Genomic DNA, 14,333 nt, shown 5'->3' with positions numbered 1-14,333 from the left:
GGAATGCAGTTTTATAATTACTTTTATCATATTTATGATTTATAAACATCACACTTAAGGATAAGTAGTATGAGTCAACAATATACCATCGCTGACTATTTATTTGAGCGTATCGCTGAGGCAGGCGCAACTGAGATCTTTGGGGTGCCAGGCGATTTTAACCTAGCGTTTTTAGATAATATTATTGAATCAGATAAGCTGCGCTGGGTCGGTAATACCAATGAGTTGAATGCAGGTTACGCCGCAGATGGTTATGCCCGTGAGCGTGGTTTTGCAGCTATGGTGACTACCTTTGGCGTAGGTGAGCTATCGGCAATCAATGCTACCGCAGGCTCATTCGCTGAGCATGTGCCAGTACTGCATATAGTTGGCGCGCCATCGACCAAGCAGCAACATGCCAAACAGCGCATTCATCACTCATTAGGGGATGGCGTATTCAATCATTTTATTAAGATGGTAGAGCCAGTTACTGTAGCTAGAGCCCAGCTCACTGTCGAAAACGCAGCTTCTGAGATTGATAGAGTCATTCGGATGGTGCTCAAAAAGCATCGCCCAGGCTATCTAATGCTATCTCCAGATGTGGCAAGTCAGCCTATCTATCCGCCGACGACTAAGCTTGTCGATAGTGTAGAGGATGTGACTAGCCAAGCTGCCCTAGCAGCCTTTAAACAAGGACTGATAGACTTTCTGCCTAATAAGACAACGACTTTGATGGCAGATTTGATGGTGCATCGTTTGGGTTTGCAAGATCAGCTCAAGGCGCTGATTGCAGATACCGTAATTCCTTATACTACACTATCATGGGGCAAGACGTTATTAGATGAAAACAGTGAGCGTTGGGCTGGGACGTATGCTGGAATCGCTTCACGTCCAGTGGTTAAAGATGCGGTTGAGAACTGTGAGTGCTTAATTAAAGTTGGTGTGCAATATACGGATACTACTACCGCAGGCTTTAGCCAAGATATTGATGACAAGGTAGTAGTTGATTTGCATTACGAGCGCGCTAGTATTAGCGGTCAGAATTATGCCCCTATTGCGCTAAAGGATGCTTTGCAAACGCTACATGAGGTTATGACATCGGGCATAGAGATCACGCCTATGCCTCTAGCTGATGAAGTACATCCGTACGAGCAGAACGGCGCTGATAATGAGCCTATTCGCCAAGATGATCTATGGCATATCATTGCTGATCATTTAAGCGCTAATAACATCGTCTTTGCTGATCAAGGCACCTCTTATTTTGGTATTAGTGGGGTGCGCTTGCCTGAAGGAGTGGTTTGTTATGGACAGCCGATGTGGGGTTCGATTGGCTATACGTTGCCAGCCAGCTTAGGGGCAGCGCTTGCTTCTACACACAAGCGCAGTATCCTACTTATCGGTGATGGTTCGGCGCTTTTAACCATTCAAGAGATGGCGACTATGATTCAACAAGGCATTAATCCTGTAATCGTACTGATCAATAATAGTGGCTATACCGTTGAGCGTGCTATTCATGGGGCAAACCAGCGCTATAACGATATTCCTCAGTGTGATTGGCAGCTGATGCCGCAAGCGTTTGGTGCTAATAAAGACAACAGCTTATCTATCAAGGCTAAAACGATGGGTGAATTAAAGTCCGCTCTCAAAAAGGCTGCCTTAGCGACGGATAAATTAGTAATGCTTGAGGTAGTGACTGATAAGCATGATATACCACCTATGCTTGCCGATATTGCTGCTGCGCTTAAATAATGGTTCTAAAGAACGATTGCTTTTAACAATACAAAAAACCCGTTCAATTATGAACGGGTTTTTTATGATTAGGAAGTTTGATAACTTAGAATAGTAGAGATTAAAAGTGAACTTTTAATAGGGCACTTGGTACGCTTTGAGTAACGTCTTGACCAAACTTATTATTCCAGTAGCTGTATTCAACACCAAGCTCAACACGGTTATCTATACCAAGCACTTCTTGCAAGTTGTACTTAATCTGCGGGTTGATGTGTAGGCTATCTTTTTTATCATCGTTATTAAAAGAGTAATCAACATAACCGTCGACGATGAAATTATTCTTTTCCCAACCGTAAGTTAAGGTAATTTGTTGGTCATCGGCATCACTAAATGTATCGTCGTTAAAAGCGTGATAAAGCGATGCCGAAGCGTACTTCATACCATCGATAGGGATATCTAAATCAACACCAACGCCCACTAAATAGTTGTCTTGCTCAAAACCGCTACTACTGGTTCCAAACTCATAAGTACCTGCTAGATTAACTTGTTTGATAAAGCTGTTGCTATAGTCTGAGATCTTGAACTTAGGTGATAGCTCACCATAGATATCTTTGGCTCGGCTGCCCGCCGCATCGCTGGAACCTTGTAGGCGATCAACGAAGAAGAATAGACCACCCCAGTCAAAGGCTGACGCATGCTCTAAAGTAAGAGTAGTCAATTCGCCCTCTTCTGCTAGCTCATAATCACTACCATAGAGGACTGAAATACTGGTATCAGAAAAAAAGCGTTTGGCATTGGCACTCGTAGACATCGTGCCCATAGCGATAACAGTAACGGCTGCGATAGTTAACGGCTTAGTGACAGATAGGTTTGATAGATTAAAACGCACAGTGTAACTCCCTTATGTACAGTCGTAATTTCCCTAGCAGTCTCGGCTATAGTGGCACGTAACAACGGGTTTTAACTTCCTGTCAAAACGCAGCATCACCACTAGGGGATAAGTAGATATAGTTTAGATAGTCAGTAATGACTTAATCAGTAATAACTGTGAATAAAATAACGATGATTATTAGCGCTATTGGTAATCTCAAAGAGTTACTGAATAACTTGAACCATTAACAAAGTAACAGAACGTTTACTTATGGTTTAAAGCAGTTAACCATACTTTCTAAAGCCTAACAACTCTAATTTATTCCAAAGTAAAGGTACTTTAAGTGTCGTTATGTCACGAAAATAAGCTAAAGCGCTGATTTTAATAAATAAAATTGACCAAATAGTCAGGTTTTCTTATCGATAAAAAATAAGAATAATTTGTAACAATGGTAAATGAACTTATCAGCACTCTAAAAAATTAATTATATAGCAAAAGCAAAGGGTTAGATTCAGTTACAAAAAACTGAGTCTAACCCTCAAGTTATGACATCTTTGTTTATTAAAGCCCGTTATCAAAATGCTCGTTCAGCAAACCACCATAAAGCTATCGCCACACTAATCAGCGAGCCCAAATAAAATATAGCTATCTTATAAAACTGCGTATGACGTAGTAATAGCGCTATCGGGAATACTACTAAGATGAATACTAATTGTCCAAGCTCAATACCTACGTTGAAGCTCAATAGTGCTAATACACGCTCGCTGGTCGCTAATGGTAGATCTACTAACACATTGGCAAAACCAAAACCGTGAATCAAGCCAAACACAAACGCTAGATAGATAGCACGCACCCGTAACATAGGCACTAAGTTATTGAGCGCAGCAAAGGCTATCGATAGAGCGATGACAGACTCGATAAAGGCGGCTGGGATACTGACGATATCTAGAGCCGCCAGTGTTAAAGTGATGGAATGGGCGAGGGTAAATGAGGTGGCGATCCAAAACACCTCAACTAGCGCGGCTTTTGGTTTGCTGACAGCTACTAATCCATGTTCCTTGCGAGAATATACGGCGGGGATAAGTAACACAAATAAGAACAGTAGATGATCCCAGCCGATCAATAGATGGTGAATACCGCTCTTTAGGAATATAGTCGCTGTCGCCAGCCAGCCTGTATCGGCAGCTGCTCCTAATGGACTTTGTCCCACTGCCATGACTTGCACGGGTAGCCCGCCCTCTATCTGGGTCAAGATCAGGCGATGATTGGCATCGACACCTGCTAGTACCTGATAGTCAAGGCTTGAGATGGGTGCTGAGCAGCTTAGTTTGAAATTAGTATATAAATAATTAAAACCGCCGCGATTATTGATCGCAAGCGGCGCAAAGTCGGTGGGTTGGCAAGCTTGGGTATCTGTACTAAGCTTGACTTGAGCGCCAATCAGCTGCTCTATCAGTGTCGATTGGGACTTCACCTCAGCCCAGCTGACTTGACTGTCATTGTTGGCATCTATATTGATAAGCAGTGCGAGATCTCGCAGGGACAGCTCATATTCAGCATTATAAGTATTATCAGCGCCACTTTCAGCGCTAGTGGGTTCTAGATTTAGATAAGCGGTACTGGCTTCGTGAGCCTGTAGCGTCGTACAAGTCAGTATTAGCACCAGTAAAGTTAAGTAGCGATAAGTATGACGCCAGATGAGGCTACAAAAGACACTCATAGTGGTATCTCCTTAATAGATAATGGACTAACTGCTCGCACTGTATTAATAGGGTTTATTGTACCTAGCCGATCAACAGCATTCATAGCGTTAGTCGTGCCTAAGGCTTTTAGATTTAAAAGACTGCTCAATGAATCATGAATAAAAAAGTCAGAACGGTAAGCGGATCTGCTAGAAGCTTGAATATCAGAGGTTTGACAGTCTAAGCAGCCACTGATTTTACCTAAGCGCAAGTCGCGCTCTAGAGCAGGGTACTCATAGTTATTATCGGTAATAAACTGTTGAATAACTTCGATATCCTTGTCACTGCCTGTTTTGATGGCAGCGGTTGCATAAAGAATAATATCGGCAGTCTCACGCTGTTGCTGCCAGTTTGCACGAGCCAGCTCAAGTGCTGAGTCAAGCTGATTAGTCAGTAGCGCGTAAGTAGCTTGCTCGCGAATATGAGCGCTCTCTTCACGTAATTGTAAGACCTCCATACGTTCCTTCATAAGTGCAAGATTTTGCTGCGCCTTTGGATCTTTAAGCTTAAGCTGAGCGGTAATAAGCCTGAGCAGTAGTGCGTCTTTATCGGTATGATCTTGGAGGAGCTGGCGGGCTTGGCTGTATTGCCCCGTCTTTAATAGCCAGTCTGCTTGCGCCATGAGCGCGGGCACCGTATCGCTATCCATAACTCTAAAGACTTGCTCGGCAAGATCGGTATCTCGACTACGCAAAGCGGCATCAGCTTGGATAAGGTATATCCAGCGAGCAGTAGAGGGGTCAAGTCCGGATGCGATACTAGCAAGAGCATTTAAAGTTTGTTTAGCTTGCTCAAGCTGGCCTGTCATCGTCTGGATCTGCGCCATACAGGCGAGTTGATAGACTTGTAATGAGCTATCATTAAGCTTTTTGCAATGCTCCATAGCAGGTTTGTATTGACCTTCTACGACTAGCAAGGACGATAAGGTTAGTAGGGCATCGGGGTTATTAGGCTCTTTGGCTAATATTTGCTCCAAAGTATCTTTGGCCTTATCGAATTTATGATCAGATTGCAGCGCCCGTGCTTTTAACATTAGCGTTGCAGTGTCTTGATTGGTGGTTTGATCGAGATGGGCTTGTGCTTGCCCTAGCGCTCGTGGATCACCTTGCAGATAAGCACGCTCTAAAAGCTGCTCGGTTTGCATATTATTAAGGGGTTTGGTCGATGTCGAAAAGCTTTGGGCATTGCTATAAAGAGGAGGCGCTGCGTTTGTAGGGAGGATCGCTAGTATTTGTTGATCGTTAGCTGGGGTAAAGGGTGCAGCATATAGCGGTAGGCTAGCTATAGATAATATCAGAGCCAAGCCAATAGGACAGTTGATTCTATGCATGCATTTTATTCTGCGCATAAGGTATCTCCATAAGGGCGTGTTGAGCATTCACAAATGAGCACTGCTGATAAACAAACACCCAATCATTTGCATGATCAGGTGTTTTATTTAATTAAGCTTAAATTATAATGAAGCATTAGCGCCAGTAACGACAACAGGCTCAGCTAGGTTCGCCTCAGGTAGTACAATACGGCTGATATCTTGCGGCTCGTCGGTATCTAAATTGCGACTGGCCGCAATAACGGCTTCGACTTGACTGGCAGCTTGTACCGCTTTTGCTTGGTCTATAGCCACCTCGCCAATGTTTTGACTATTGAATCCATCATCGTCGTCATCACCAAAACAACCGGTAAGCGCCACTGATCCTGCTATCAATACGGCTAAACATATATAACGCATTTTGTTTCTCCTTAAATGAGGCTTATGAAACGTTTGAGTTAGTATCTGTAGCGCCTGGGTTAGGCGTTCTTAGATACGGAAAGACTGAATCAAACTCAGCGGCTGTTTTGCGGACACGATCAGTGTATGGAAAGTCACCAGCAGGAGCGTCATCAGACACGCAGGAAATATTGAGTTTACACAGCTTACCCATAGCTACTCGTAATGAGACATCAGTGACATCATCACCAGGTCGGCGACCATTCGGGAATCCTGCATTATCACCAGCAATCACCCCTAAATCATCTTGATTATTAGCAGGTTTGGTAGCAATACTAGTATTTAGGCGCAGCATATCTCCAGGTACTTGATTCGCATTAGCAGGTTTATTAATAGTGGGTACACCTGTTAAAAACGCTGTGACTAGATCTTGACGCGGGAAGTTAGTAGGTGCTACTACCCCTTTATCTGCGAATAATATCTCAATTAATTTAGGAAGCGTAGGATAGAAGACGTAATCCTTAAATTTATCCACATCGTCTTTTGGCTCTGAGGCATTAAATTTGTCTTTATCTTTGAGTCCGATAACCACTTCATTGACCAGTGGCATACCTAGTCTTGACACTTGCGTCCAAGCGCCACCTTTTTTGGTTGTCGTGCTAATACCAGATTCAGGCGATGGATTCACTAAAGTGGCTTGACGTACGCTCGCAGTCGTCCAAGCGCCAATCACAGGATCAACTTTATCTAAGCTGCCATTACCGTCTGAGTCTACTGCTAGCGTTGAGTTAACTAGACAGGATTTTGGCACTTCCATAGCGATAGAGGTTACGTTTTTGTTAGCTAAGATATTGGTGCCACCGTCGCGACTGCCGACTGGGTCTAGATTGATAAGATCGAACACTCTACCCAAATCAATAGCGAAGCTCTCAGCGCGTTGACCGACGAATACTTTACCCATTTTTCCATTTGCGCAGCTGCCCATATCTAGGGTTTTAACAAAGCCATTCGCATAGGCTGGATAGCTATCATTTGGGAAAGACTTAGTACCGATGTAATCAAAAGGCTTTTGATAGCTACCTAAAGCGGTACGATCGGTACTGCGTCGATCGCCTTTGACCATGTTGATAGCATAGCTCTCATTGGTTTGTACGTTACCTGGCATAGTAGCGTTGCCAATGTTAACAAGAGGTACTGCAACCTTTGCTGTACTTGGATCGCCATCAGTATCAAGCTCAATGCTATTTAGCTGTTGAGTAAATCTAAACTGGAAAGTGATGTCCTCGACCGCATCGCCGTTGTTATCGACATGGATTTCATACAGAGCATCGTCATCGAGTGAGAAATAATTAGGTCCGCCATAAGCATCCTGCAATGGCAGATAGTTAGCGATAATGGTGACATAATCTTGTCGGCCATTCTCATAACTATTGAACATATATAGGTCAGTAGCGTCGACTTTTGGCGATTTAGTAATAGAAGGGGCTTCACGATGGCTTGAAGCGAGAGCAGTTGCACTGGCACAAATGGCCATGGCTGCTATAAGGGCGGTTGCAGTATGTCTCATACGAATCCTTGTAAAGAAACTGAAGTGATAGTTAAAATAAATAGGTTACTATCCGAAGCTTAATAAGATAAATTACATAGTCGTCTCATTAAGTTAACCTCAACTATACACCTATCTTTTTGTATCTGTAGGTTTTTTATCAGAAAAATCGTATCATTTATCGGTTTTTACATTTATTTACAATTGTAAAAATTGCATGGCTAAATAGCTGACTCAAGCGGATCTTGCCGAAAAAACTTTACCATAATCGCATAAATCTCAGGATAAGCATCAACCAACTTACTTGGCGTTTCAAAAAACACTTCGCTCAATACCGCAAAGAACTCTGCTGGATTGGTCGCGCCATAACGATCGAGTCCCGCCTTACGATGCTTTTGAAAGTCCGCAAAACCGTGCTCCATAGTCTGCGTCCAGCGACTGGCATCCATATCAGGCTGTAGCGGCGGAAAGCCATTAGCGCGACCGTTCAACATATCGAGCTTATGCACAAACTCATGAATCACCACGTTATGACCATCGCGCTCGCCTGAGTGCTTGGCATCACTCCATGACAGAATCACAGGACCACGTAGCCATGCCTCGCCGCTACGGCTATGACTGTTTTGATGGACGATGCCCATCTCATCGATAGTCGTACTATCGTTCTTAAAAGCGCCTGGGTAGATAATAATAGACGACCAGCCTGCATACCACTCAAGGCTCAGATTTAAGATAGGCAGGCAAGCTTGTAGAGCAATGGAGCGTTTTACACTATCGGTGATAACAAAGCCTTGCGCGCCACTAAAAGATTTATCATCGAGCAGTAAAGTCGCCAAATCAAATAGTCGAGTGAGCTCGTCCTCTGTCAATCTATCGAGTATCGGAATTTTCTGCGCGGCTTGCTGCCAGTCAGCGCGTTTAAATGGGCTGTTATCTAAGATACGCTGTTCGCGCCAGTCCTTTATTATGCTAAACATGCTCTATGTCCTTAAGATGGTTTAATGGTATTAGTATGACTGAAATCACTTAAAGTATTTGTTGTTATCATTCGAGGTATTGACGGCTATAGGGTTAATAATTTGCGTAATAATCTTTATACTACGCACATAAATTATCTCCTTGTATAGTGAAGTCGTTATAGCCATTTTGCCTTAGTCATACTGTATAAGCACAACTTAAATTGAACGTTATGAAACCTACTGTCCAAGCCCAGCCAGACTCTCGCCGAACCCAATATTTTCGAGTTATATTAATGGGCATTAGCGCATTTGTGATCAATACCACAGAGTTCGTTCCTGTAGCGCTGTTGACCGATATCGCGCAAGACTTTTCTATTACTACGGCCGAGACAGGGTGGATGTTGACCTTGTATGCTTGGATCGTCGCTGCCTTGTCACTACCACTGATGTTATTGACAGGTAAGCTTGAGCGCAAACGCTTACTGCTAGCAGTATTTGTAGTATTTATCGCCAGCCATGTGCTGACTGTTTTTGCGTGGAATTTTGAGATATTGATGATCAGCCGTATCGGTGCGGCCTCAGCGCATGCGATATTTTGGTCGATTACCGCAGCCATAGCCCTGCGCGTAGCACCCAAAGGTAAAGGAGCGCTAGCACTAAGTGTCATAGCTATGGGCACCTCATTAGCTATGGTACTTGGCGTACCTATAGGGCGCTTGATCGGGCAATGGTTCGGTTGGCGGACTACTTTTGCGGGTATCGGCGTTATGGCGCTTATTATTTTTATCCTGCAGGCTAAGCTGTTACCGACTTTGCCCAGTCAGTTTGACGGTGATTATAAAAAAGTGCCAGAGCTGCTCAAGAATCCTTTGTTAGTGGGACTGTACTTATTTATTTTACTGGCATTTACCGCTCACTATACTGCTTATTCTTATATCGAGCCTTTTATGCGGGAGGTGGGATTTATTAGTGAAAGCTCAGTGACCTTAATGCTATTAGTATTTGGCGGGGCAGGGCTTATTGGCAGCGTGTTGTTTAGCCGGTGGGGTGAGGGATCGAGTCAAACCTTACTCGTCATATCTTCGCTATTGTTAGCGCTGTCGATGCTTGTCCTATTATGGGTGGTGACCTCGATATGGCTGTTGAGTGCAATTGCAATGATTTGGGGCACTGTGCTGATGCTACTGATACTTGCCGTTCAGGCAAAAGTCATTATAATCGATAAAAATGCTCAAGATGTGGTGATGGCGATGTTCTCAGGTATTATCAATCTGGGTATTGGCGCAGGCGCACTGATTGGTGGCTATACGGTCACCCACCTGACGCTGCCTTTTATCGGTTTTGTAGGCGCAGCGATTGCGGCTTTAGCTCTAATGCTAATACTATTTATGATAAAACGCTTTGCTAGGTTACGTTAGATGATGTTATTGCCAATTATTATTGCAAATGCCACGACTAACAAAAAAAATACTATTATAATCGACACCTATCAAATCTCTAAGAGTACAAGATGTTGAAGAAAATTGAGTTATCACTGGAGAAAACGATTTTTAATAGTCGTTGGATACTAGCTCCTTTTTATCTAGGTTTGGTATTAGGCATCATTTTACTATTCATCAAATTTATCCAAAAATTATGGTATATGATCGCCGATATCTTTGTTTCGACCGAAGCTGACGTTATTGTTGGTATTCTAATATTAGTCGATATTGCTTTAGTTGCCAGTTTACTGCTCATTATTATCTTTAGTGGCTATGAGATTTTTGTCTCAAAAATTGATACGGGCGAGCATGATGATCGACCTGCTTGGATGGGTAAGATAGATTTTTCTGGTCTAAAGTTAAAAGTAATTGGCGCTATTGTCGCTATCTCGGCAATCGATCTCTTAAAATCATTTATGAATATATCTAATGAGATAAGCGAAGGTGAAGCTGATAAGTTAATGTGGAAAGTCATTATTCATATGACCTTTGTGTTGTCTGGATTGTTATTTGCCCTTATGGACAAAGTAGTTGGTGATACCAAAAAGCACTAACAGATATTTCACACTAACTCGCCATAACTATTTAACGGCCTCCTCACGTTTGAGACCGATAGTTCGCAGACCGCCTTTGTCATCCAGCTCCTTGATAACTAGTGACCATTCGTCATTAATAGCGACGGTGTCACCTGAGACGGGCTTAACGTCTAAACTTGCGGTCACATATTCAGCTACGGTTTGCTGCCACATAATAGTCGCGTCATCATCAGTCTTAGACCTAAGCCGAGTGACCAGCGACTCTGATTGCATAACCCCAGTAAAAAACGGTAAGTCGCCAAGCTTGACACTCGGAGATAATAACCAGTCGCCATAAAAGTCATCGATAGCGCGGCGATCAAGCTTAGTATCATTGAATATTTGTGCGATTGGACGAGCATGATTACTTTGCATGGCATACCAGACATGGTCGCCAAACTTTAGCTGGGTATCCTCTGTAACGGTTACTAATTTTTGCTGGCGCACCAAAGCGAACACACTGATTTCATCAGGACTGACTCGATTGGATATGACTTTGGGATGGCGACCAATAGCAAACGCGCCCGATTGCACCTCAAACTCGTAAAGCGTGATGCTGGCCTTGTCCGATACCCAAACTTCGTGCTCTTCTTTAGGTTCGTTATTGGCAGGAATACGCACTTTAAATAGGGTTGCCATGAGGGGAATGGTGGTACCTTGTAATATTAGAGACAACACCACAACGCCAAAGGCAATATCAAAGAGCATAAAGGCATCATCAACCCCTGCCATCACAGGCAAAATAGCAAGGGTAATCGGTACAGCGCCACGCAAGCCTACCCAAGAGATAAAGCCTATTTCGCGGTCTTTGAATTTAAAAGGTTTGACGCTGGTATAAACCGCGATAGGGCGGGCGACCAAAATCATAAAGGCCACAATCGCAACAGAGTAATACCAGACATCTAACACATTAAAAGGGGTGACCAGCAAGCCAAGCACTACGAATAATACGGCCTGTGATAACCATGCAAAGCTATCCATCACTCGCAAAACATGCTCAGTCGAGTGTGCTTTGTGATTGCCAATGATAACCCCAGCTAAATATATCGCCAAAAAGCCACTACCGCCAATCAGATTAGTCGCGGCAAACACTGACAAGCCTGCTGACAATATAAGGATGGCATACATGCCCTCTGGCAGATGCAGCTTAGGTAATAATTTGGACAGCAAAAACCCAGCCAGCAAGCCGACTATTAGTCCAAAGCCCAATTGCTGTAATAGTAAGAGTAAAAATCCCACGACTGTCTGACCAGCAGGATCAACGTTCAATGCAATCAGGCCAGTCACTAATAATATGGCAAAGGGGTCGTTTGCGCCTGACTCTAATTCAAGCGTTGCCTGTACCCGATCATTGAGCTTGACACCGCCGTTACGTAACAGCGAAAAGACCGCTGCGGCATCGGTTGAGCCGACGATAGCCGCCATAAGGACACCTATTCGCCAATCCACATCCAATAGCCAAGTGACGAATACCCCTAGCACCACGACCGTGATTAGTACGCCCCAAGTCGCCAGCACCACCGCAGGCCTCAGGCCAACTCGAAACGACTGAAACGAGGTGCGCAGTCCGCCGTCAAGCAAAATACAAGCTAGTGCCGCCTGTCCAACAAAGTTTGCGAGACCATACTCCGCAAACTGAATCCCTAAAATACCGTCTTCACCTGCCAGCATGCCGACTATCAAAAATAGTAGCAATAACGGCACACCCAAACGCGCTGATAAAGTGCTGGCCATGATACTGGCAAATATGAGCAATGCACCGACTAAGTACAGGATATTCAAGGTATCCATGTTTTTTTAAACCCTGTTGTTAGATGATAATGGTATTGATAAAAGACTTATAAAGTAAGACGACTTAGCTAGTATTAGGTCGGTTCATTCTATGTGGTTTTGTTTACTTAGACCATAATGCAAAAAGGTATGATCTGCAAGGTCTGTCAAATTTGTAAGCGTACCCATTTTGCTCAAACATTCTGGACTTGCACAAATCACAGTGCGGATGGTGGCTAAAGGTCTTGCTTGATAACTAGAGTCCTGCAACTCAGCAATACGAATGGCTAGCTCATCGACAATACGTACAAATATTAGCATATCTCCAAGCTGCACCACAATTGTTCTCCAGATTAGAACTTACATTTGTCATTGCCACTGTTTATCCAAGCTCCGTCAACAGTTAGAATGCTATTATTACTCAGCAACAAGTTAATGAATAAAGGAAGGTAATCTAAGTTAACTTTAAAGCATTAACGCGATATTATAATTAATAGCTATTAATTAAAGCACACCTTAATATCTGAGATTAAGTATGAAGAATAACTAACAGCTAAAAACTAACTAAGAATATTGGAGAGTATCATGGGCTTATTAGTCGACGGCCAATGGCAAGATAAATGGTATGACACCGAATCCAATGGTGGTCGTTTTAAACGTCAAGATTCAAGCTTTCGCAATTGGGTAACCTCTGACGGTAGTGCCGGGCCTACAGGTGACAGCGGCTTTAAGGCTGAGGCTGATCGTTATCATCTGTATGTCTCGCTGGCGTGTCCTTGGGCGCATCGTACGATGATCTATCGCAAGCTAAAGGGCTTAGAGGATATGATCTCAATATCAGTGGTCAATGCCTTTATGGGAGGCGAGGGCTGGACGTTTAAGTCTGGTGAGGGGGTCATAGCTGATCCTATTTTTAATGCTACTCATTTATATGAGATTTATACCGCCGCGCAAGCCGATTATACCGGCCGAGTGACCGTACCTATTTTATGGGATAAAAAAACCAATACTATCGTGAATAACGAATCCTCTGAGATTATTCGTATGTTTAATAGTGCCTTTGATGAAATCGGTGCAACCGCAGGAGACTTCTCACCCGCAGAGCTGTTGACAGATATTGATGCATTAAATGACTTCATTTATCCAAACATCAATAATGGGGTCTACAAAGCAGGTTTTGCCACGACCCAGGATGCTTATAAGGAGGCGGTAACAGAATTGTTTGAAGCGCTAGATACACTAGAGGCGCGTTTGCAAAATAAGCGATATTTGCTAGGCGATACTATCACTGAGGCGGACTGGCGACTGTTCACCACTTTAGTACGCTTTGATGCTGCTTACGTCGGACATTTTAAATGTAATGTGCGCCGTATTGTTGACTATCCGAACCTTTGGGGTTATTTGCGTGACCTATATCAAGTACCAGGTATCGCCGACACTGTGGCGATCGATAATATCAAAGCGCATTATTATGGCAGCCACGAGACCATTAACCCAACCCGTATTATACCTGTCGGTCCTGATCTTGACTTTAATACTCCGCATGGGCGTGAACAGCTATCGTCGATGAATATCTAGCAAATATCAGTTATCAAATGAGCAGTAACTAAGATATTAATCATCAAATTAACAGCTCTCAATTATTACAAAATAGGAAATAACTATGTCAGTGATTATTAAAAAACTTTAAGCCCATCAGTGAGCGTCTACGGGTGCTAGGGCAATAAAATCGCAAAAATCTTATAAAAGGCTACGCTGCCACTCTCGAAAAAGCTTACCTTATATTCTCTAGGTCTAAAATTAACAACGATAATTAATAAAACCTACTGGTCTAAGCTGCTATTTATCGCTATCATTGTTAGGCTTATATTCGAGCTATTAATTAATTCACTAGGCAGCCAAAGTTTGCCTTTTCACCTTATGCTATACCGAGTCGTCTTATGGAACACTCAGCGCAGTCAGAAAGATTGCCGC

The 14,333-nt window shown here is 43.3% G+C and carries 12 protein-coding genes; 4 read left to right on the top strand and 8 right to left on the bottom strand.

Annotated features, from left to right (window positions below):
- The first annotated feature begins 69 nt into the window (after positions 1-69).
- A complete protein-coding gene (locus tag Q9G97_RS08080; protein ID WP_305898382.1) occupies positions 70-1,728 on the top strand; it encodes an alpha-keto acid decarboxylase family protein in 1,659 nt (552 codons plus the stop codon).
- 100 nt (positions 1,729-1,828) lie between these two features.
- On the opposite strand, the gene Q9G97_RS08075 is transcribed toward Q9G97_RS08080, so the two are convergent.
- The 6 genes from Q9G97_RS08075 to Q9G97_RS08050 all read right to left on the bottom strand — a co-directional run bounded on the left by Q9G97_RS08075 (position 1,829) and on the right by Q9G97_RS08050 (position 8,551).
- Positions 1,829-2,596, bottom strand: a complete 768-nt coding sequence (locus Q9G97_RS08075; RefSeq protein WP_305898381.1) for a DUF5020 family protein — start codon at positions 2,594-2,596, stop codon at positions 1,829-1,831.
- A 556-nt stretch (positions 2,597-3,152) separates the two neighbouring features.
- The gene (locus Q9G97_RS08070) at positions 3,153-4,298 is read right to left on the bottom strand and encodes a HupE/UreJ family protein (RefSeq protein WP_305898380.1); all 1,146 of its coding nucleotides are present in this window, start codon (positions 4,296-4,298) and stop codon (positions 3,153-3,155) included.
- Complete coding sequence (locus Q9G97_RS08065; RefSeq protein ID WP_305898379.1) at positions 4,295-5,668, bottom strand: lipopolysaccharide assembly protein LapB; 1,374 nt, start codon at positions 5,666-5,668, stop codon at positions 4,295-4,297. Before Q9G97_RS08065 ends, Q9G97_RS08070 begins: the two co-directional genes overlap by 4 nt.
- A 105-nt stretch (positions 5,669-5,773) precedes the next feature.
- Positions 5,774-6,049, bottom strand: coding sequence for a hypothetical protein (locus Q9G97_RS08060; protein WP_305898378.1), 276 nt, complete (start codon positions 6,047-6,049; stop codon positions 5,774-5,776).
- Between the two features lie 22 nt (positions 6,050-6,071).
- A complete protein-coding gene (locus Q9G97_RS08055) occupies positions 6,072-7,595 on the bottom strand; it encodes a DUF4331 domain-containing protein (protein WP_305898377.1) in 1,524 nt (507 codons plus the stop codon).
- Between the two features lie 200 nt (positions 7,596-7,795).
- Positions 7,796-8,551, bottom strand: coding sequence for a zinc-dependent peptidase (locus Q9G97_RS08050; protein WP_201569292.1), 756 nt, complete (start codon positions 8,549-8,551; stop codon positions 7,796-7,798).
- A gap of 212 nt (positions 8,552-8,763) precedes the next feature.
- Here Q9G97_RS08050 and Q9G97_RS08045 point away from each other — a divergent pair, with 212 nt between their 5' ends.
- Both Q9G97_RS08045 and Q9G97_RS08040 read left to right on the top strand, forming a co-directional pair.
- Entirely contained in the window at positions 8,764-9,951 is a 1,188-nt protein-coding gene (locus Q9G97_RS08045; protein ID WP_305898376.1) for a sugar transporter, read from the top strand.
- A gap of 92 nt (positions 9,952-10,043) precedes the next feature.
- Positions 10,044-10,568, top strand: a complete 525-nt coding sequence (locus Q9G97_RS08040) for a TIGR00645 family protein (RefSeq protein ID WP_305898375.1) — start codon at positions 10,044-10,046, stop codon at positions 10,566-10,568.
- A gap of 27 nt (positions 10,569-10,595) precedes the next feature.
- On the opposite strand, the gene Q9G97_RS08035 is transcribed toward Q9G97_RS08040, so the two are convergent.
- Both Q9G97_RS08035 and Q9G97_RS08030 read right to left on the bottom strand, forming a co-directional pair.
- Positions 10,596-12,380 (bottom strand): potassium/proton antiporter, encoded by a 1,785-nt coding sequence (locus Q9G97_RS08035; protein WP_305898374.1) that lies wholly within the window; start codon positions 12,378-12,380, stop codon positions 10,596-10,598.
- 84 nt (positions 12,381-12,464) lie between these two features.
- Positions 12,465-12,698, bottom strand: coding sequence for a LysR substrate-binding domain-containing protein (locus Q9G97_RS08030; protein ID WP_305898373.1), 234 nt, complete (start codon positions 12,696-12,698; stop codon positions 12,465-12,467).
- A gap of 246 nt (positions 12,699-12,944) precedes the next feature.
- Here Q9G97_RS08030 and Q9G97_RS08025 point away from each other — a divergent pair, with 246 nt between their 5' ends.
- Complete coding sequence (locus Q9G97_RS08025; protein WP_305898372.1) at positions 12,945-13,937, top strand: glutathione S-transferase family protein; 993 nt, start codon at positions 12,945-12,947, stop codon at positions 13,935-13,937.
- The last annotated feature ends 396 nt before the right edge of the window (positions 13,938-14,333 follow it).

Origin of the sequence: Psychrobacter sp. M13 (assembly GCF_030718935.1) — a bacterium.
Taxonomy (GTDB): domain Bacteria; phylum Pseudomonadota; class Gammaproteobacteria; order Pseudomonadales; family Moraxellaceae; genus Psychrobacter; species Psychrobacter immobilis_G.
The sequence above is the reverse complement of the archived record's forward strand: the minus strand, read 5'-3'. Positions and strand labels throughout refer to the sequence as shown.